Origin of the sequence: Clavibacter michiganensis (assembly GCF_021216655.1) — a bacterium.
Taxonomy (GTDB): domain Bacteria; phylum Actinomycetota; class Actinomycetes; order Actinomycetales; family Microbacteriaceae; genus Clavibacter; species Clavibacter michiganensis.
Map to the genome: position 1 here is coordinate 1,283,955 of NZ_CP080437.1, position 19,559 is coordinate 1,303,513.

Here is a 19,559-nt window from a genome sequence, read left to right on the forward strand (position 1 = left end):
TGGTCAGTCCCTCCCCGTGAGGCCCCAGGCGTCGTCGTCGCCCTCGGCGTCCACCTGCTCGTACGCGTCCAGGTCCTTGTGCAGCGGATCCGACGGGTAGCGGTTCGCGTCGTCCGCCTCGGCGACGGGAGGAGCTGCAGCAGCAGGTGCGGCGGCCGCGGGCGCCGCGGCCGGCGTCTCCCCCCGCAGCGTCGCGAGCACGCCCGGGAGCTGCTCCGCCGAGACGAGCACGTCGCGCGCCTTGGATCCCTCGGACGGGCCGACGATCTCGCGCGCCTCGAGCAGGTCCATGAGCCGGCCGGCCTTCGCGAAGCCGACCCGGAGCTTCCGCTGCAGCATCGACGTGGATCCGAACTGCGTGCTGACGACGAGCTCGGCGGCCGCGAGCAGCACCTCGAGGTCGTCGCCGATGTCCGCGTCGATCTCCTTCTTCTCGGCGGCGACCGCGACGTCCTGCCGGTACTCGGGCCGCGCCTGGCGCGTCACGTGCTCGACGACCTTGGCGATCTCGGCCTCCTGCACCCACGCGCCCTGCACGCGGACCGCCTTGTTGGCGCCCATGGGGAGGAAGAGGCCGTCTCCCTGGCCGATGAGCTTGTCGGCGCCGGGCTGGTCGAGGATCACGCGGGAGTCGGTCATGCTCGACACCGCGAACGCGAGACGCGACGGCACGTTGGCCTTGATGAGGCCCGTGACGACGTCGACCGACGGGCGCTGCGTCGCGAGCACGAGGTGGATGCCGGCGGCGCGCGCCAGCTGCGTGATGCGGACGATGGAGTCCTCGACGTCGCGCGGCGCGACCATCATGAGGTCCGCCAGCTCGTCGACCACCACGAGGAGGTAGGGGTACGGGCGCAGCGTCCGCTCGCTGCCCTCGGGGAGCACGATGGACCCGCTCGTGACGGCCTTGTTGAAGTCGTCGATGTGGCGGAAGCCGAAGCTGGCGAGGTCGTCGTACCTCATGTCCATCTCCTTCACCACCCACTGCAGCGCCTCGGCCGCCTTCTTCGGGTTGGTGATGATGGGCGTGATGAGGTGCGGGACGCCCGCGTAGATGGTGAGCTCGACGCGCTTCGGGTCGATGAGCACCATGCGCACGTCGCTCGGCTTCGCCCGCATGAGGAGCGACGTGATCATGGAGTTGACGAAGCTCGACTTGCCGGAGCCCGTGGATCCCGCGACCAGGAGGTGGGGCATCTTCGCGAGGTTGGCGATGACGTAGCCGCCCTCGACGTCCTTGCCGACGCCGATGGTCATCGGGTGCGCGCTGTTCGTCGCGGCGGACGACCGCAGCACGTCGCCCAGCGAGACGATCTCGCGGTCGGTGTTCGGGATCTCCACGCCGATGGCGCTGCGGCCCGGGATGGGCGAGAGGATGCGGACCTCGTTGGAGGCGACCGCGTAGCTGATGTTCTTCGCCAGCGCCGTGACGCGCTCCACCTTGACGCCGGGCGCGAGCTCGAGCTCGTAGCGCGTGACCGTCGGGCCGCGCGAGAAGCCCGTGACCGTCGCGTCGACCTGGAAGTTGGTGAGCACCTCGGTGAGGGCGCGCACCACCTCGTCGTTGACGGAAGAGCGGGACTTCGCAGGAGTGCCGGGCGCGAGGGTGCTCGCGGCGGGGAGGCGGTAGGGCGCCTGCGGGGCGTCGGACTCCCCCGACACGATCGGGGCGTCGGATCCGTCGTCCTCGAAGCCCGGCAGGACCGCGGGCTCGTCGTCGTCGCGGATCCCCGTCGGGTGCACGGGGACGGAGGGCAGGATCGCGGTGGCCGTGGCGTCGACGGGCGCGTCGAGGTCGATGCGGCGGGTCGCGGCGTCGTCGCCCGCGAAGGCGCCGGGCTCGGGGCGGGAGGCGTCGGGATCCACCGTGCGGTCGATGACGGTCGTGGGCGCCTCGGCGGCGGCGCGGCCTGTCGTCTCGTCGCGATCGTCGGATCCTGCGTGCGGCGCGAGGACCGGGCTGTCGAACGCGGGCGCGTCCTCGCGCTGGCTGCGGTTGCGGCGCCACCACGGGAGGCTGTCGGTGTCGACAGGGCCGTCGTCGTCGATCCCCTCGAGCTCGACCTGCTCGGTCGCCTGCGCCTTGCGGGCCGCGCGGTCGGCGGCGCGCTGCTCCTCGTCCACCGGCGGGGCGCCGAAGAGGTAGGAGTACAGCTCGCGCAGCCGCATGCCGACGCGGTTCGGCGGCGTGCGCGTGATGATGAAGAGGGAGAGCACCAGGAGGATCCCGGCCACGATCCCCGCGCCGATGGGCGTGATGAGCAGCGACAGCGGGGCCGCGAGCACCCAGCCGAGGACGCCGCCGGCGCGGGCCAGGGCGAGCATGCCGTCCCGCGGATCCGGGGCGCCGTTGAAGATGTGGCAGAGCGCGGCGATGGAGACGAGGAACAGAGAGACGCCCACGCCGATGCGGCCGTTGTCGCTCACCGAGGAGGGGTGGCGGAAGAGCCAGAGGGCGAGCAGCACCATCACGATGGGCAGCGCGAACGCCACGCGGCCGAAGAGCCCGCCGAACGTGTACGCGTCGAAGGCCATGGCCACGTCGTTGAGAGGGTTGAACCACTCGACGACGACGCCGGCGATCGCGAGCACCACCAGGAGGAAGGGGATGCCGTCGCGGCGCTCCTCCTTCGCGAGCTTCTCGGGACCGAGGGCCCGGAAGAGGGCGCCCGTGGCGTGCGCGAGGCCCATCCACGCGGCGACGAGCGGGCCGCGCCGCTCCGTCTGGACGGGGTAGGCGACGGTCTGCTGCTTCGTGTCGGCGGCACGCCCCTTGCGCGGGGGCGTGGCGCGCGGCGCGCCCGAGGAGGTCTTCCCGGCGCGGCTGGTCGACCTGGTGCTCGTAGCCATGCGTCCCACGTTATCCCGCGCCGCCGTCGCCGACGGCGCGCCGGGCCGGGCCGGGCGCTCCCGGCGCGGCCTCGGCATCAGTACCGGATCGCGTCGATGACGGACACGCGCACCGCGACGAGTGCCGGCAGCAGGCCCGCGATCGCGCCGACGGCGAGCGAGGCACCGAGCCCGAGGAGCGCCGCCGAGAGCGGGAACGGCGGGAAATCGGTGACGCCCGAGGCGACGAACGAGAGGATCCACGGGTTCTTCACGATCGCGACCGCGGCCATCACCCCGACCACGCCGGCGGCCACCGTCGCGACGATGCTCTCCATCATCACGGCGAAGAACACGCGGCCCGCGCTCGCCCCGAAGCTGCGGCGGACGCCGATCTCCCGGATCCGCTGCTTCACGGTCACGAGGGAGATGTTGACGAGGCCGAGGGCGCCGAGGAGCAGCACGAGGCCCGCCACTCCCCCGACGAGGATCTTGACCGACAGCAGCGGGTCGTAGTCGTACGTCCCCCAGTCGCTGCGGCCGACGCTCACCTGCAGGCCCTCGGGCGCGGTCGCCGCCACCTGCGAGGTGATGGCCGCGGTGAGGGCGTCGGCCTCCGCCTCGGGCACCCAGAACTCGGACTGCGGCGCCATCGCGTCGAGCGCGTCGTCGGACATGATGCGCTCGGCGTCGGACGCCTGCAGGTAGGCGGTCGGCGGCTCCTCCGCGTACAGCGCGGGCACGGTGCCGACGACGACGCCCACGAGGTCCGAGCGCTCGCCGTGCAGCACGGCGGAGGGGTGCGCGGCGATGTCCGGCGACCCGAGCTCCGCGAGGAACGCGGGATTGACGACGAGCGCGGGCGCGAGGCGGTCGGCGTCGCGCTCGACGAACCAGCGGCCGTCCGTCATGTCGACGCGGCGCATCTCGCCGTAGTCCCGGTCGACGACGACCGTCTGGACCTGCACCTGACCACGCGGGAAGTCGACCGGCACCGTCGTGGAGCCGACGATCGTCGACCAGGTGATGCCGTACCGGTCGGCGACGTCCGCGAGGAGCGTGCGCTGCTCGGCGTAGGACAGGCCGTCACCGGTCGCGGAGTACGCGGACACCGACAGCGCGGCGGGTCGGCCCGACTGGCGCTCCATCTGCTCCGTCTGCGACTGCTGCACGACCGCGCCGAGGCCGACGACGGAGGTGATCGCCGCCACCGCGACCGCGACGCCGATGAGCGACAGCATCACGCGCGTGCGGTGGATCCGCAGCTCGGCCCACGCCTCCACGACCGCGCCCACGAGACCGGTCGCCGTGCGCGACAGCCAGCCGGTCATGCGAGCACCCCGCGGGTGAGGGCCTCGGACGGCGCGAGGACGCCCTCCTCCAGCCGGTGGTGCCGATCGGCGCGGGCCGCGACGGTCGGGTCGTGCGTGATCGTGACCAGCGCGGCGCCGGACGCGTGCGCGACCTCCGCGAGCAGCGTCATCACCGTGGCGCCTGTCTCGATGTCGAGGGCGCCCGTGGGCTCGTCCGCGAGGATCAGACGAGGTGAGCGCACGAGCGCCCGCGCAATCGCGACGCGCTGCTGCTCGCCGCCGGACATCGTCTCCGGCATCGAGTCGACGCGGTGACCGAGGCCGACCCGCTCGAGCATGTCCGCCGCGATCGAGGCCCGACGCCAGAACGAGCGGCCCGTCGAGTAGAGCAGCGGGGTCATCACGTTCTCCCGCGCCGTGCGGCCCTGCAGCAGGTTGAACTGCTGGAAGATGAACCCGATGTCGCCCCCGCGGGCCCGGTCGCGCCGAGAACCCGAGACACGGGCCATCGGCACGTCGTCGAGGTAGACCTCACCGGTCGTCGGGGTGTCGAGCAGGCCCAGGATGTTCAGCAACGTCGACTTCCCGGACCCCGACCGGCCCACGATCGAGACGTGGTCGCCCACGGACACGTCGAGGTCCACGCCGTGCAGGATCGTCAGAGGCTCGTCATCCGGACGCTCGACCGTGCGGGTCACCTGCTCGAGGCGGATGAGGCTCATCCGCCGTACCCGCCCTGCATCGTCATCGCCCCGTCCTCGGGGACGGGCGCCCCGGGCACGAACTCGAGCACCATGTCGCCCTCCGCGAGGCCCGAGGTGATCTGCACGACCTTGCCGTCGCTGATGCCGAGGCCGACCGAGCGCTCCTCCGGCTCGCCGCCGTCCGACGCGAGCCAGACGTTGCCCGTGTCGGCGAGGCCCTCGACCGCGGTGGTCGGGAGGGTCAGGACGTCGGGCGCCTCGCCCGCGGGGATCGTGATGTCGGCCGCGAGGCCCGGGAAGACGCGTGTCCCGGCCGGGACGGCGCAGGAGACGGTCGCGCCGGTGGAGGCCGACTCGGTGCCGCCGGTGGATCCGGAGCCCGCCCCGCCGGCCGCGCCCGTGCCCTCCGTGGACGCCACGGCCTGCTGGCCGATGCGCAGGTCCGCGCACTCGAACGGCGCAGGGCCCGACGTGATGGCGACCGTCGCCGCCGTCGGCTGCGTGACGAGCCGGTACTGCTCCTCGGCGGTGAGCGGCGCGGTCGCGCGGAAGGTGGGCGGCGCGATCCGACCGACCGCGTCGCCCACGGAGACCTCCTGGCCGACGAGCACGCCGAGCTCCGCGAGCGATCCCGCGGCGGACGCGGTGACGGTCTCGGTGACGACCTTGGGCTTCGGCTGCGTGACCGTGCCGTCCGCCGCGACCACCGGATCCACCGGCGTCTCCTGGCGGATGACGAGGATCGGGTCGCCGGCCGCGAGCGTGGCGCCCTGCCCCGCGACGAGCTTCGAGACCTTCCCCTGCAGCGTCGCCTTCACGGCCACGTCGGGATCCGGCTGGATGCTGCCCTTCACGGTCACGTCGTTCACCACGGTCGCGATGGACGCCGGGACCTGCGACTCGACGACGGAGCCGGTCGGCACCTGGGCCGTCTCCTCCGTCGTGGTCCCGAAGAACGCCATGCGCACGAGCGCGACCGCGATCGCCGCCAGCACGACCAGCCTCGTGATCGGGAGGATCCATCTCCGCCAGACGCCCACGGCCGCTCCTTCCCCGGCGGTCCCCAGCGGCCCGTCCGGTCGCCTCCGACGCTAGGGGCGGCGCCGTGCGCGGCGCTTCGTCCACGCGGATGACATGCGCACCCCCGTCAGGGGGCCGCGCGGACGAGCGTCGTCGGCACGCGCGACGGAGGGGCGGGGTCTCCCCCGCCCCCTCCGGACGTGCTGCGCGCCGGCCCTCGCCGGCGGCCGGCCTAGGCCTCGATGACCACCGGGATGATCATCGGACGCCGGCGGTGCGACGAGTTGACCCAGCGGCCGACCGTGCGGCGCACGACCTGCGCGTACGCGTGCGTGTCCCTGGTGCCGTTGGCCGCCGCCTCCGCGAGGGCCTTCACGACGAGCGGCTTGACGCTGTCGAAGACCTTCGAGTCCTCGGCGAAGCCCCGCGCCTCGATCTCCGGGCCGACCGTGGCCTTGCCGGTCTGCGGCTCGACCACGACGAAGATCGTGACGAAGCCCTCCTCGGAGAGGATGCGGCGGTCCTTGAGGTCGGCGTCGGTGATCTCGCCCACGGTCGAGCCGTCCACGTAGACGTAGCCGACGTCGAGCTGCCCCGTGACGCGCACGTGCCCGTCCTTCATGTCGAGGACGGTGCCGTCCTCCGCGAGGAACGTGTTGCGCTCGGGCACGCCCGTCTGGATCGCGAGCTGCTGGTTCGCGACGAGGTGCCGGTACTCGCCGTGCACCGGGAGCACGTTCCGCGGCTTGAGGATGTTGTAGCAGTAGAGCAGCTCGCCCGCGGCCGCGTGGCCCGAGACGTGGACCTTCGCGTTGGCCTTGTGCACGACGTTCGCGCCGAGCTTCGTGAGCCCGTTGATGATCCGGTAGACGGCGTTCTCGTTGCCCGGGATGAGGCTCGACGCGAGGATGACGGTGTCGTCCTGGCCGATCTCGATCTGGTGCTCCTGGTTGACCATGCGGCTGAGCACGGCCATCGGCTCGCCCTGCGACCCGGTGCTCATGTAGACGATCCCGTCGTCCGGCAGGTCGACGGCCTTCTTGGAGTCGATGAGGACCCCGTCCGGCACCTTGAGGTAGCCGAGCTCGGCGGCGATGGTCATGTTGCGGATCATCGAGCGGCCGATGAAGGCGACGCGGCGGCCGTTCGCGTGCGCGGCGTCGAGCACCTGCTGCACGCGGTGCACGTGGCTGGAGAAGCTCGCGACGATCACGCGGCGGGGCGCCTTCGAGATGACGGCGTCGAGCACCGGGCCGATGGAGCGCTCGGTGGGCGTGAAGCCGGGGACGTCCGCGTTGGTGGAGTCCGACATGAAGAGGTCGATGCCGGCCTCGCCGAGGCGCGCGAAGGCGCGGAGGTCGGTGATCCGGTCGTCGAGCGGCAGCTGGTCCATCTTGAAGTCGCCGGTGTGCAGCACGCTGCCCGCCTCGGTCGTGATGGCGACGGCCAGCGCGTCCGGGATGGAGTGGTTGACCGCCACGAACTCGAGCTCGAACGGCCCCAGGCGCTCGCGGTCGCCCTCCTTCACCTGGAACGTGTACGGCGTGATCCGGTGCTCCTTGAGCTTCGCCTCGATGAGGGCGAGCGTGAGGCCGGAGCCGATCAGCGGGATGTCCTGCTTGAGCTTGAGGAGGTACGGCACGGCGCCGATGTGGTCCTCGTGGCCGTGCGTGAGGACGATGCCGACGACGTCGTCGAGGCGGTCCTTGATGGAGGAGAAGTCGGGGAGGATCAGGTCGACGCCCGGCTGGTGCTCCTCGGGGAAGAGGACGCCGCAGTCGACGACGAGGATCTTGCCGTCGATCTCGAACGTGGTCATGTTGCGCCCGATCTCGCCGAGGCCGCCGATGGGCGTGATGCGCAGGGTGCCGGGCTTGAGCGCGGGCGGGTCGTAGACGCCGTGGGGCATGGGACTCCTCTGATGACGGTGCGGCCGATGCGGCCGGCGGGGATGCTCGGGGCGCGCGTCAGCGCGTGGTGCCGGCGACCTGGGGCAGCGCTCCACCCGCCGCGGCGTTGCGGTCCGGTCGGAAGTTGCGGAAGTCGACGCCGGGGACGTCGCGGACGAGGTCGATCTCGTCCTCGATCTGCGCGGCCTCCCACTCCTCCGGCCCCACGAGGGGCAGGCGGACGCGGGGGCTGCCGATGCGGCCGAGGCCGTGGAGGATGTACTTGGCCGCGACCGTGCCGGGCACGTGGGTCATGACCGCGCGGACGAGCGGCTCGAGCTGCTGGTGCGCGTGCGTCGCGGCGCCGAGGTCGCCCGCGTTCACGGCGTCGACCATGGTGCGGTACGGAGTCGCGGTGATGTTCGCGGTGACGCCGATGAGTCCGGTCCCGCCGATCGCGAGGGTCGGCAGCGCGTTCGCGTCGTCGCCCGCGAAGTACATGAGGCCGGTCTGGTTGAGCACGCGGCTGGCCTGCGCGAGGTCGCCCTTGGCGTCCTTGATGGCGAGGATGTTCGGGTGCTTCGCGGCGCGGAGGATCGTCTCGTACTGGATCGGGATGCCCGTGCGGCCGGGGATGTCGTAGAGGATGACCGGGAGGTCGGTCGCGTCCGCGATCATGCGGAAGTGCGTGAGCACGCCGGCCTGCGTGGGCTTGTTGTAGTACGGCGTGACGATCATGTTGCCGTCCGCGCCGGCCTTCTCGCTCTGGCGCGCGAGCTGCATGGCGTGCGCGGTCTCGTTGGATCCGCCGCCCGTGATGATCTTCGCCCGGCCCGCGCTCACGGACCGGCCGACCTCGACGAGCCTGATCTTCTCCGGGTCGGTCAGCGTGCTGGTCTCGCCCGTCGTGCCCGTGACGACGATGCCGTCCGCGCCCGCGACGATGACGTCGTCCATGTGCTTCTCGACGCCCGCCCAGTCGACCTCGCCATCGGCGGTGAACGGGGTGACGAGCGCCACCAGGACCTGGCCGAACGGGTTCTCTGTGGACACGGGCACCATCGTAACGGGCGGGCCGCGGCCGGGCGGGGCGAACCTCCGCCCCGGCGCCCCGGACGGGGGGATGCGCGCGGGCCGGATCGGGAGCACCCTTCGCTCGGGACGACGATGTCCCGGAGACGCTGGTGCCACCATGATCATCCCGGCACGGAGACGGCCTTCGCCGCTCCTGGCCCTCACCCTGGCGCTCGTCGTCGGGGTCTCCCTCGCCGGCGCCGCGCCGGCCCAGGCGGCGCAATCCGGAGCGTCGCTCCCCCTCGCCTCGGTCGCCGCGCCCTCCCTGCCCGCCCCCGAGGTCTTCGTGGGCGGCGAGGTGACGGACGTCCCCGAGATCGAGGTCATCCTGTCCCTCGACGTCGGCACGCTCGACGTGCGATCGCCCCGCTTCGAGTACCTGCTCGACGGCGCGGGATCCTGGCGGACGGCATACAGCGGGCCGCTCGACCACGCCTACATCCGGATCGCTGCCCCCGCCGGGCCGCACACCATCTCCTTCCGGGCCGCGGGCGCGCTCGACGGCGTCCCCGTCATCGGCGCCGCCTCGGTACCCGTCGCCGTGCTCTCGCTCGGCTACCCCACGCGGTACGACCCGGTCATCACGGTCGACGGACCCCGGATCACCCTCGCCTGGGACGTCCGCGGGTACCTCGCGGGCTGGCCGGAGGAGCGGTCGGTCGTGTACGCGTTCGGCGACGACCCGTACACCTTCGCCGACGCCGTGGGATCGACCACCCTCGAGGTCGGCTACGACCGCACCGTCCGACTCGTGTTCTGGCACGGGCCCAACGTCGACGTGGCCCGGTACGTGTACCTGGAGCTCGCCACCGGCAGCCCTCCCGGCACGCCGTCGTTCGCCTCCGCGCCGACCCCGACCGTGGTCGGCCGCGCGGTCCCGGGGAGCACCCTGTCGGTCCGGACGGGGACCTGGCGGCCCGGCCCCGTCACGCTCGCCTATCAGTGGTACCGCGACGGCCAGCGGATCTCCGACGCGTCGGGGCCGACCTACGAGGTCGACGCGCGCTTCGACGGCGGCAAGCGGATCACCGTCGGCGTCCGGGGCAGCGCACCGGGCCGTGCGTCGGTCGAGCGCGTCTCGGCTCCGACCCCGCGTGTCACGATGCCCGTCATCTCCCCAGGCGTGCCGGCGATCGGCGGGCTCCCGCTCGTCGGACGGCAGCTCACCGTCAGGACCGGGTTCTGGCGTCCGGCGCCCATCACGCTGACCTACCGGTGGCTGCGCGACGGGGTGGTCATCCCGGGCGCCGAGGAGCCCGCGTACACGCCGGTCGCCGCCGACCGCGGGCGGCTCCTCGAGGTGAGCGTGACGGGAGAGCGGTACCCCTACCCCACCGTCTCGCGGACCAGCGTCGCGGTGCGCGTCGGGTGAGGCGGAGGACGGCGGCGTCGCCTCGCGGACTACGGGGCGACGCGGCCGTTCTTCTGGAACGCGGCGTGCGTCAGTGGCATGAGCCGCTCGAACTCGGTCTCCATCTTCTCGGCGCACATCTCGATCTCCCGCTGCGGGAAGCTCGGGAACGTCGAGTCCTCGTGCTTGGTGCGCAGCGACAGGAAGTTCATCAGCGCACGCGCGTTGAGCGTGACGTACATCGACGAGTAGATGTTCAGCGGGAGCACGATGCGGGCGACCTCGCGCGCCACGCCCTGCGCGAGCATCCGCTGGTAGGAGGCGTATGCCTCGGCGGAGGTGCGGCGGGTCTCCTCCTGCACGAGCGCCGTCTGCTCGGGGATGCCCGCGTGGAACTCGTAGGCACCGGGCTTGCCGACCTGCACGAGGTTGCGCTCGGGGCCGGGCACGTAGAACACGGCGTCGAGCTCCTTGTAGCGGCCCGACTCCTCGTTGTAGGAGGCCATGCGGTGCCGCATGAACTCGCGGAACACGAAGATCGGCGCCTGCACGTAGAAGGTCATCGAGTTGTGCTCGAAGGGCGATCCGTGGCGGTCGCGCATGAGGTAGTTGATGAGGCCGCGGTCGCGCTTGACGCGCTTCTCCTCGGCCTCGGTGTCGACGTCGCCCTCGAGGGCGCGGTCCTGGCCGTCGGGCTCGTCGAGCGCGCGCTCGAGGGTCTTCTCGCCTGCGGTGGAGACGCGGGCGGCGAAGATCACGTCGGAGTCGTGGGCGCTGGAGCGGACGAGCTCCACGGTCATGTCGGATCGGAAGGCGATGTCGTCGTGGGGCACGACCGTCACTGTACGCGACGGTCCGCGCCCGCTCGCGCCCGGCCTGCGCGCAGCCCCTCCCGGCTGCCGTGCGGGGCCGCGTCCTAGGCTGATGGGCACCGACGAAGGGCTCGACCATGTCCGACAGCACCGCATCCCCCGCCCCGCTCACCGTCCTCATCTCCGGCGCCGGGGGCACGATCGGCACCGAGCTGCAGGCCCAGCTGCACGCCGCCGGGCATCGCGTGCGGACGCTCGTCCGTCACGCGCCGTCCTCGCCCGACGAGCGCGAGTGGCAGCCGGCCGAGGGGCGGCTGGATCCCGCGGCGCTCGACGGCGTGGACGCCGTGGTCAACCTCTCGGGCGCCTCCATCAGCCGCCTGCCGTGGACGAAGCCGTACCAGGAGGAGATCCGCGCGTCGCGCGTCTCCGCGACGCGGACGATCGTCGGCGCGATCGCGTCGGCGGCGAACCCGCCCCGGGTGCTGCTCAACGGATCCGCCGTGGGCTTCTACGGCGACCGTCCCGCCGAGCGCCTCACCGAGGACTCGCCGCGCGGCGCGGGCTTCCTCGCCGAGGTCGTGGAGGCGTGGGAGGCCGAGGCGTCGCAGGCGCCGGCCGACGTCCGCGTCGCCACCCTGCGCACCGGCCTGGTGCTGGCCCAGGCGGGCGCACTCGCGCCGCTCCGCCTCCTCACCAACCTCGGGCTCGCCGGGAGGCTGGGCACCGGTGGGCAGGTCTGGCCGTGGATCTCCCTCCGCGACGAGGCCGCCGCGATCGTGCACCTGCTGACGTCCTCGGTCTCCGGCCCCGTGAACCTCACCGGCCCCGAGCCCGTCATGGCCGACCGGCTGATGCGCCACCTCGCGAAGCGCATGCACCGGCCCTACCTGGTGCCGGCGCCCGAGTTCCTCATCCGGCTCGCGCTGCAGGAGGCCGGACAGGAGCTGCTGCTCTCCAGCCAGCCCGCGCGGCCCGAGAAGCTGCTCGCCGACGGGTTCGCCTTCCGCGACCCCACGGTCGAACTCGCCATCGACCGGCTGCTCGCGAAGAGCTGAGGCGCGAGCGCGAGGCCGGCTCAGACGGCGGAGTCGGATCCGTGCAGCGCGATCGCGCGGCGGATCGCACCGCGGGCCCGGCGCCGGTCCCCGCTCGCGTCGTAGGCGAGGCCGAGCCGGAACCACGCGCGCCAGCTGGCCGGATCCTGCTCGACCTCGGCCTGGTAGGCGGGGAACGCGGCGTCGGCCGCGTCGCGGAGCGGACGACCGCTGGCGCGGGTGGGCAGGTCGGCGACGGGCAGGCCGCCCTCCCCGTCGAGGATCCGCACCAGGCGCGCGCTGCGCACGCCGAACGACAGCTCGCGCACGAGCGCCCACACGCCGAGCAGGGGTAGGACCAGGAGCGCGACGCCGAACACGACGCCGACCGGCTCGCCCGAGATCAGGAGCAGGATCGCTATCTGACCGGCCAGCGCCAGGTACAGCACCATGAGCACCGCCATGACTGCGACGCCGATGCGCGTCCCCATCAGGCGCTCGTGACGGTGGCGGCCTGGCCGCTCGGCCCGCCGTCGTCCACAGGACCCGACGGCGCGTCGCCCGCCGCCGCCTGCGCGGCGCGCTCGCGCGAGCCGTCGAGGTCGATGAGGCGGTCGAGCCCGACCACCACGCCCCGCGCGGTGCGGGTCGCGCGGAGGGCGAGCAGGATGCCGGCCTCGTAGGCGCTCGGCGCGAGCGTGTCGTGGCTGATGGTGAGCACCTCGCCGTTGCCGCCGAACACGACGTCCTGCTTGGCGACGACGCCCTGCATCCGCAGGCTGTGCACGGGGATGCTCGCGACCTGCTGGCCGCGCGCCCGCTGATCGGTGTGCGGCGCCTGCACGGGCCCGCGCGCGCCGCGTGCCTGCGACATGAGCTCGGCCGTCCGGACGGCCGTGCCCGACGGCGAGTCGATCTTGGACGCGCCGTGCGCCTCGACGATCTCGATGGAGTCGTAGAAGCGAGCCGCCATCTGCGCGAACGAGGTCGCGAGCACGCTGCCGACGGAGAAGTTGGGGATGATGACGACGCCCACGGCGAGGTTGCCGGTGATCCGCCGCTCGAGCTCGGTGATGCGCTCGCCGGTCCAGCCGCTCGTGCCCACGAGGACGTTCATGCCGTGCGCGACCGCGTACTCGACGACGCCCTGGCTGACCGCCGGGAGCGTCACGTCGACCGCGATGTCGGCGCCGAGCATGTCCGACAGCTCGTCCTTCGAGTCGAGGCTGGCGACGAGCTCGAACTCGGTGCTCGCCTCGACGATCTGCGAGATCAGCTGGCCCATGCGTCCCGTTGCGCCGACGACGGCGACCGTGGTTGTCATCCGCCCAGCGTACCGGCGCGCTCCCCCGTCGACGCTGGGCGGCCGACGTGCCGCTGCGGCTAGTAGGGCTGCTGCTCCGGCAGGCCCGTGCGCAGCTCGACCGGCAGGTGTCCGAGGTCGTTGTGCACGACGAGCACGGGCGGCTTCGCGGAGCGGACGCGGATGATGGTGAGGCCGCAGTTGGCCTGGTTGATGCCCATCCACCGCCATTCCGGGGCGTCGAACACGTGGCGCACGAACCAGGCGATGACGAAGTTGTGGGTGATGAGGAGGTCGTGCCGTTCTCCGCGGGCAGGAGCCAGGAACTCGCTCACCGCATCCGCCATCTGCGCGCTGCCCGCGTCGATCTCCTCCTCGGTGATGCCGCCGAAGAACGACTCGAACGCGTGCGGCATGTCCGGCACCGGTCCCGAGGGGATGCAGTCGAACAGCAGCGACGACGGCTCCGGCTCGATAGCCGGCATGCGCTCCGCCATGATCGCGGCCGTCTCCTCCGCCCGCGCGAGCGGCGAATGGCGCACCGACGTGAAGGGGACGCCGCTCAGCCGGTCGGCGATGCAGTGGGCCTGGCGCTTGCCGCGGCCCGACAGCGGCCCGTCCGGCAGACCGTGCTCGGCGTCCTGCTGCTCGCCGTGGCGCACGAGGTAGATGTAGTGGGACACGGTTCCTCCTACAGGAGCGCGGGGGTCTCGAGCAGCGGGGCGAACGCGTCCGCGCCGACGGTCCCCACAGCGGCGATCGAGAGCGGTCGGGAGATCAGGTCGGCCGCGAGGACGCGGACGTCCTCGGCGGTGACGCGGGACAGGCGGACGAGCGTCTCGTCGAGGTCGACGTACTCGCCGGTGGTGATCTCCGACCGCCCGAGCCGCGACATGCGGGTGTCCGAGTCCTCCAGCGCGAGGGCGGACTGCCCCGAGAGCTGCCCGAACGCCCGCGCCAGCTCCTCCTCGGTCACGTTCTCCTCGGCGAGCTTCCGAAACTCCTCGACCATGAGGCGCGACACCTGCTCGGTCTTCGCGGCCGTGCATCCGGCGTAGAGGCCGAACACGCCCGCGTCCGAGTAGGAGGCGCCGAACGAGTAGACGGAGTACGCGAGGCCGCGCTTCTCGCGGACCTCCTGGAACAGGCGCGAGGACATGCCGCCGCCGAGCACCGAGTTGAGCATCGCGAGGGCGGGCCGGCGGTCGTCGGACGCCGCGAGGCCGGGCACGCCGAGCAGGATGTTGGTCTGCTCGATGGGCCGGTCGACGACGACGAGGCCGCTGCCGCGCGTGATGACCGGGGTGGACCCGGTGCGACGCGCGACGGGTGCGGCCACGGCCGAGAGATCCCAGCCGGCGCGCTCGAGGCCGGTGGTCACACGCGCGACGAGGGCGTCGTGGTCCACGGAGCCCGCCGCCGTGATGACGAGGTCCTGCGGGCGGTAGTTGCGGCGGTAGTGCGCGACGACGGCGTCGCGCTCGGCGGCTTCGATGTCCGCGGGGCTGCCGCCGATGGGACGGCCGAGCGGGTGATCCCCCAGCACGGCCTCGAAGAAGCGCTCGCTGACGACGTCGCCGGGGTCGTCGTCCGCCATGGCGAGCTCCTCGAGGATGACCCCGCGCTCGGTCTCGAACTCCTCGGCGTCGATGAGGCTGGAGGTGACCATGTCGGCCAGCACGTCGACGGCCATGCCGAGGTCGCGATCCTGCACCTTGGCGTAGTAGCAGGTGTACTCCTTGGCGGTGACGGCGTTGTGCTCGCCGCCGACCGCGTCGAAGGACACGGCGATGTCGAGGGCCGTGCGCGACGGCGTGCCCTTGAAGAGGAGGTGCTCGAGGAAGTGCGTGGATCCGAGGTCGCCCGGCTGCTCGTCGCGCGAGCCGACCGCGACCCACATGCCGATCGTGGCGCTGCGGCTGCCGGGCACGTCCTCGCTGAGGATGCGCACGCCGGACGCCAGGACGGACCGCCGGACACGGGCGCCGCCCGTCGACTGCACGGTGAGATCGGGGAGATCGAGGGGGAGTTCTACGGCGCGGGACATCACCGTCACCCTACGCCACGGGCCCCGCGGCGAGCCGGGGGCTGACGGGCGGCGACGGGCAGCTCACGGGCATCCGGGGCCGGCGTTCCGCTCCCCGCACGCACCCCCGACCAACACCGTCGACCCCTGCAGCACGCGGATCGTCACCGGGCCGACCTGCACCGGCAGCGTCCCCGCGATCTGCTGCCACCCACCCCCGTCGAACCGATAGGCGGGCGAATACGAGATCGTCAACGACACCTGCCGATCCCCGACGGACTCATACACGTGACTCGTGTCCGTCGGCGTGAAGTCCTGCTGCCCCAACTCCCGCCACGACGCGCCCGGCCCCACGACCGTCGTCGACGTGCCATCGCCGTGATCCCACGCGAACGACACCGGCACGAACCGCACCTGCGCCGGACGACCCAGCAACACCCCGTCCACCACCTGCGGCGTCGCGTCCGTGAACAGGTTCACCGGCGCCCCCACGATCGCCCACCCGTTCGGCTGCGACCGGATCGACGCATCCCGCGGCACGAACTGCGCCACATCCGCAAGTGACACCGCCGGAACCGCAGCCACGACCGGCACCGGATCCGCCGGCTTCGACGGTCCCCTCGCCGGCGGCAAGAACGCATGCTGCCCATCCGAGCACTGACCCCCACCCGACAGACGCGCGCTCGGAGTGCACGGCACATCCACATCCGCAGCCATCCGACCCCGCGGCACCGGAGGCGGCACCACGAAGCCTTGAGCTTCCGGCCGCGGTTTCTGCTCACCGCGATTCGGCTGTCCCCCACCTGAGGACTCCGGTTGCTGGTCGTGCGCGCTAATGGAAACTCCTCCGTCGCCTATGAGACCGGAGGCGCACGGGCCGAAGGCACCGTACTTCGTCGAGCAGTCCTCACCTGATGCATGAGCGGCGGTGGCCGGCGCCGTGACGATGCCGATGACCAGAAGAGGGGTGAGCGTCGCGACCGTCACCCGCATGCGTGGACATCCTCGTTCCGCACTATGTCGCTGATTCGCCAAAGTGAGTCTGGGGACTTGATTGCCTTGACCTGGAGCGAGCGGCGCGTGTCGTGCTGCGGAGTTATGTCGTTGCCGTTCGCGTCGAGGAGGCGCAGACCGCCGGTGTCGAGGCAGACCTGAGCCGTCATGTACTGAAGACCCGCTGGGTCCAGACCTCGATCGGTGACTTGGAAGCCGGAAGCGATCTCCTTGCCGCTTTGTCGCTCCCCGGTTCGTCGTGCTTCAGCGAGCCCGTCCTTCTCACTGTTGAGGACATTCCCCGTCAGGAGCTCATTCAACTCATCCTCTATGTCTGAGTTCGCATCGAGGTCGATGTACCTCGTCATGACGTCCCTGAACGCCTGATCGTCCTGCTGCTCCTGCGTTAACGACGGTGTCGGCGCCGGAGCAGGATCCGCGGCGGGCGACGCCGTGCATCCGCTCAGCAGACCGCCGACGAGCACCACCGTGAGCCCGCCCACCACCACTCCCCCTCGTCGTCTCAGCGGAATGCGCAGTCGGTCGTGCATGGTCATCTCCCCCGGGCGTGCGGCTCCCGCGCGAGAAAGCCGGCGCAGGAGCGCCTGGCGTCGCGGGTCCAGGAAAGGTAGCCGCTGGATCACGAGCACGACCGCGGCCCTCCACATCGCAGGGGAAGGACGGCGGGCGCGACGCCCTCGGGACGACTACTCGGACGCGCGGTCGAGCCGGGCCACGTCGTGGCGCGAGAGCTGGACGTGGGACGCCTGCACCAGGTCGTGCACCTGCTCCGGTCGGCTCGCGCTCGCGACCGGCGCGACGATTCCCGGCTTGGCGAGGAGCCAGGCCAGCGCGATCGTCGCGACGCTCGTCGAGTGGTGCTCCGCGATCTCGTCGAGGGCGGTGAGCACGCGGAGGCCGCGGCGGGTGAGGTACTTGGCGGCCCGGGCCCCGCGTGCGCCCTCGCGCACCGCGTCGCGGGTGCGGTACTTGCCCGTGAGGAAGCCGTTCGCGAGCGCGAAGTACGGCATCACCGCCAGCTGCTGACCGCGGACGACGTCGAGGAACGCCGACTCGTAGGGCGCCCGGTTGACGAGGTTGTAGTGCGTCTGCAGGGCGACGAACCGCGGTGCGTCGTACAGGCCGCCCATGATCCGCGCGTGCAGGAGGCGCTCGGCCGCGTAGTTCGACGCCGCGAGGTGCCGGACCTTGCCCGACGCGATCAGGCGACCGGCGGCGGCGAGGCTCTCCTCGAGCGGCACGTCGATGTCGTCCCAGTGGAAGTAGAGGAGGTCGATGAAGTCCGTGCCGAGCCGCGACAGGCTGGCGTCGACGGCGCGCTCGATGCGGGATCCGCCGAGGCCGGGGAAGTCCTCGCTCTTGCCGATCTTGGTGGCGACGACCATGGAGTCGCGGTTGCGGCGCTCGCGCATCCACGAGCCGATCATGTGCTCGCTGCGGCCGCTCGCGTAGGAGTCGGCGGTGTCGACGAAGTTTCCGCCCGCCTCCTGGTACCTGTCGAGGATCGCGGATGCGTCCTCCGCGCCGGCGGTCCAGCCGAAGACGTTGCCGCCGAGCGCGAGCGGGAAGACGCGGAGGTCGGTGTCGCCGATGACGCGGCGGCGGGCCGGCTGCGGGATGCTCCCGCCGGTGCGCAGGCCGGGCGCCGCGGCGGAGGCCTCGAGGACGATGGCGCCGGCGGCCTGGACGGTGGTCTCGACGATGCCGCCGGGCAGGGACGTCGCGCCGGTCGGGCGCGAGAGGCGCGGGACGAGCGAGCCCCCGCGACGGCGCCGCGGCTGCGGCCCGGGCATGACGTCGGAGGCGGAGGGAGGGGACGTCGTCACACCCCGAGGATACCGCCCAGCAGGCGAAAGGTTTGCGTACCAAGGGAATGCGCGCGCCGCCGTTCGCCTCCGGGACATGGGCCGCTCACCGACCGACCGCATGCGGGCGATCGGGACGGCCTCGACGCCGGAAGGGGTGCCGCGATCCCCCGACCCCGGCACCCCTCGGCGGTCTGCATCCCCCGATGCGTCCCCCGGAGGCGGGCGATCACGTGGACCTGCCCGCATCGACAACGGTAGCCAGGCGCCCTCGTCGGGACCCAGACCCCTCTTCGGGGGCCTTGTCCGCCGGGCCGTGCCGCCGCGCGCACGTCGGCGTGAGGTCCGGGGGCCTCTCCGCGGTCCGGGCGGGACGATCCCGGTCGCCCCACGGCCGGCCGTGCGAGGCTGGAGAGGTCAGCCCCACCGAGAGGAACCCACGTGCCCAACGACCCGCTGCACCGCCTGCCGGACGCCGCTCCCTTCCACCTCACCAGCCCCGACTTCGCCGACGGGGCAGCGCTGCCCCAGTCCGCGCGAGGTGGAGGGCAGGGCGGCGAGGACCGGTCCCCCACCCTCACGTGGACGGGCGCGCCCGCCGCGACCCGCAGCTACGTGCTCACCGCGTACGACCCCGACGCCCCGACCGGCAGCGGGTTCTGGCACTGGGCGGTGCGCGGGATCCCCGCCTCCACCACAGCGCTGCCCGCCGGTGCCGGAGATCCGGAGTCGGGTCTCCTGCCCGAGGGCGCCGTGACCCTGCACAACGACGCGCGGGCGACGGGCTTCTTCGGGGCGACGCCTCCCGCGGGCCACGGCACGCACCGCTACTTCTTCACCGTCACCGCGCTCGACGTGGAGTCGCTGGACATCCCGGAGGGCGCGACCCCCGCGATGCTCGGCTTCCTGATGCTCCCCCACGTGATCGGCCGCGCCCAGCTCATGGGCACGGCGATCAACGTGGCGGACTGAGCGACCGGATCGAGGCGACGACGTGACCCACGAGGGCGGCCGGACGGCGTCGGGCGAGGGCGATGACGCCCGCGCCCGGCGCCGGCGCCTCGTGCTCGTCCTCGCGGTCATCGCCGCCGTCCTCGTGATCGCCGGGGTCATCGCGGCGATCACGCTCTCGCAGGGCGACGTCGAGCAGGTGCCGCCCGCCCCGACCACCGGCGAGCCCGGCCCGACGCCCGACGTCACGCCGTCGTCGCCGGCTCCCGACCCGACGCCGACGCCGACTCCGACTCCGACTCCGACTCCGGACGAGCCGGCACCGACGCCGGCGCCGAGCCCGTCCGCGGATCCGACGCCCGCCCCGTCCCTGTCCGCGCCGCCCGCGCAGGACGTCCCGTACCCGACGGATCCGAACGACGGGAAGTAGC

The 19,559-nt window shown here is 72.5% G+C and carries 18 protein-coding genes; 4 read left to right on the forward strand and 14 right to left on the reverse strand.

Translation table 11 applies throughout. The features are described from left to right. Positions 1–3: 3 nt before the first annotated feature. The 6 genes from K0V08_RS05975 to dapA all read right to left on the reverse strand — a co-directional run bounded on the left by K0V08_RS05975 (position 4) and on the right by dapA (position 8,817). Positions 4–2,850, reverse strand: coding sequence for an FtsK/SpoIIIE family DNA translocase (locus tag K0V08_RS05975; protein WP_043560890.1), 2,847 nt, complete (start codon positions 2,848–2,850; stop codon positions 4–6). A 77-nt stretch (positions 2,851–2,927) separates the two neighbouring features. Further along, positions 2,928–4,160 carry an ABC transporter permease gene (locus K0V08_RS05980; RefSeq protein ID WP_079534647.1) on the reverse strand — a complete coding sequence of 411 codons (1,233 nt, stop codon included), beginning with the start codon at positions 4,158–4,160 and terminating at the stop codon, positions 2,928–2,930. Then, positions 4,157–4,864 (reverse strand): ABC transporter ATP-binding protein, encoded by a 708-nt coding sequence (locus K0V08_RS05985; RefSeq protein ID WP_079534645.1) that lies wholly within the window; start codon positions 4,862–4,864, stop codon positions 4,157–4,159. Before K0V08_RS05985 ends, K0V08_RS05980 begins: the two co-directional genes overlap by 4 nt. Continuing rightward, positions 4,861–5,886 (reverse strand): permuted SH3 domain-containing protein, encoded by a 1,026-nt coding sequence (locus K0V08_RS05990; RefSeq protein WP_012038720.1) that lies wholly within the window; start codon positions 5,884–5,886, stop codon positions 4,861–4,863. The genes K0V08_RS05985 and K0V08_RS05990 overlap by 4 nt, the downstream gene beginning before the upstream one ends. A gap of 212 nt (positions 5,887–6,098) precedes the next feature. Then, positions 6,099–7,775, reverse strand: coding sequence for a ribonuclease J (locus K0V08_RS05995; protein ID WP_079534643.1), 1,677 nt, complete (start codon positions 7,773–7,775; stop codon positions 6,099–6,101). A 58-nt stretch (positions 7,776–7,833) separates the two neighbouring features. Further along, positions 7,834–8,817 carry a 4-hydroxy-tetrahydrodipicolinate synthase gene (gene dapA, locus K0V08_RS06000; protein WP_043560894.1) on the reverse strand — a complete coding sequence of 328 codons (984 nt, stop codon included), beginning with the start codon at positions 8,815–8,817 and terminating at the stop codon, positions 7,834–7,836. A gap of 130 nt (positions 8,818–8,947) precedes the next feature. On the opposite strand from dapA, the gene K0V08_RS06005 reads away from it, so the two are divergent. Beyond that, positions 8,948–10,201 (forward strand): hypothetical protein, encoded by a 1,254-nt coding sequence (locus tag K0V08_RS06005; RefSeq protein ID WP_012038723.1) that lies wholly within the window; start codon positions 8,948–8,950, stop codon positions 10,199–10,201. A 29-nt stretch (positions 10,202–10,230) separates the two neighbouring features. On the opposite strand, the gene thyX is transcribed toward K0V08_RS06005, so the two are convergent. After that, positions 10,231–11,022 (reverse strand): FAD-dependent thymidylate synthase, encoded by a 792-nt coding sequence (gene thyX / locus K0V08_RS06010; RefSeq protein WP_079534641.1) that lies wholly within the window; start codon positions 11,020–11,022, stop codon positions 10,231–10,233. A gap of 107 nt (positions 11,023–11,129) precedes the next feature. On the opposite strand from thyX, the gene K0V08_RS06015 reads away from it, so the two are divergent. Next, a complete protein-coding gene (locus K0V08_RS06015; protein WP_079534639.1) occupies positions 11,130–12,050 on the forward strand; it encodes a TIGR01777 family oxidoreductase in 921 nt (306 codons plus the stop codon). Positions 12,051–12,070: 20 nt separating this feature from the next. Here K0V08_RS06015 and K0V08_RS06020 read toward each other — a convergent pair whose 3' ends face one another. The 7 genes from K0V08_RS06020 to K0V08_RS06050 form a co-directional block, all read right to left on the reverse strand. Further along, positions 12,071–12,520 (reverse strand): hypothetical protein, encoded by a 450-nt coding sequence (locus K0V08_RS06020; RefSeq protein WP_012038726.1) that lies wholly within the window; start codon positions 12,518–12,520, stop codon positions 12,071–12,073. Beyond that, positions 12,520–13,353 carry a 4-hydroxy-tetrahydrodipicolinate reductase gene (gene dapB, locus K0V08_RS06025; RefSeq protein WP_079534637.1) on the reverse strand — a complete coding sequence of 278 codons (834 nt, stop codon included), beginning with the start codon at positions 13,351–13,353 and terminating at the stop codon, positions 12,520–12,522. Before dapB ends, K0V08_RS06020 begins: the two co-directional genes overlap by 1 nt. 59 nt (positions 13,354–13,412) lie before the next feature. Next, positions 13,413–14,015, reverse strand: a complete 603-nt coding sequence (locus tag K0V08_RS06030) for a histidine phosphatase family protein (RefSeq protein ID WP_012038728.1) — start codon at positions 14,013–14,015, stop codon at positions 13,413–13,415. A gap of 8 nt (positions 14,016–14,023) precedes the next feature. After that, a complete protein-coding gene (locus K0V08_RS06035) occupies positions 14,024–15,379 on the reverse strand; it encodes a M16 family metallopeptidase (RefSeq protein WP_079534635.1) in 1,356 nt (451 codons plus the stop codon). 63 nt (positions 15,380–15,442) lie between these two features. After that, entirely contained in the window at positions 15,443–16,351 is a 909-nt protein-coding gene (locus K0V08_RS06040; RefSeq protein WP_079534633.1) for a hypothetical protein, read from the reverse strand. After that, entirely contained in the window at positions 16,342–16,908 is a 567-nt protein-coding gene (locus K0V08_RS06045) for a hypothetical protein (RefSeq protein ID WP_231840597.1), read from the reverse strand. The genes K0V08_RS06040 and K0V08_RS06045 overlap by 10 nt, the downstream gene beginning before the upstream one ends. A gap of 150 nt (positions 16,909–17,058) precedes the next feature. Continuing rightward, positions 17,059–18,198, reverse strand: coding sequence for an aldo/keto reductase (locus K0V08_RS06050; protein ID WP_079534631.1), 1,140 nt, complete (start codon positions 18,196–18,198; stop codon positions 17,059–17,061). Between the two features lie 420 nt (positions 18,199–18,618). On the opposite strand from K0V08_RS06050, the gene K0V08_RS06055 reads away from it, so the two are divergent. Together K0V08_RS06055 and K0V08_RS06060 are read left to right on the forward strand one after the other, a co-directional pair. After that, positions 18,619–19,149, forward strand: coding sequence for a YbhB/YbcL family Raf kinase inhibitor-like protein (locus K0V08_RS06055; RefSeq protein WP_012038732.1), 531 nt, complete (start codon positions 18,619–18,621; stop codon positions 19,147–19,149). Between the two features lie 22 nt (positions 19,150–19,171). Then, a complete protein-coding gene (locus tag K0V08_RS06060; RefSeq protein ID WP_012038733.1) occupies positions 19,172–19,558 on the forward strand; it encodes a hypothetical protein in 387 nt (128 codons plus the stop codon). Position 19,559: the final 1 nt, after the last annotated feature.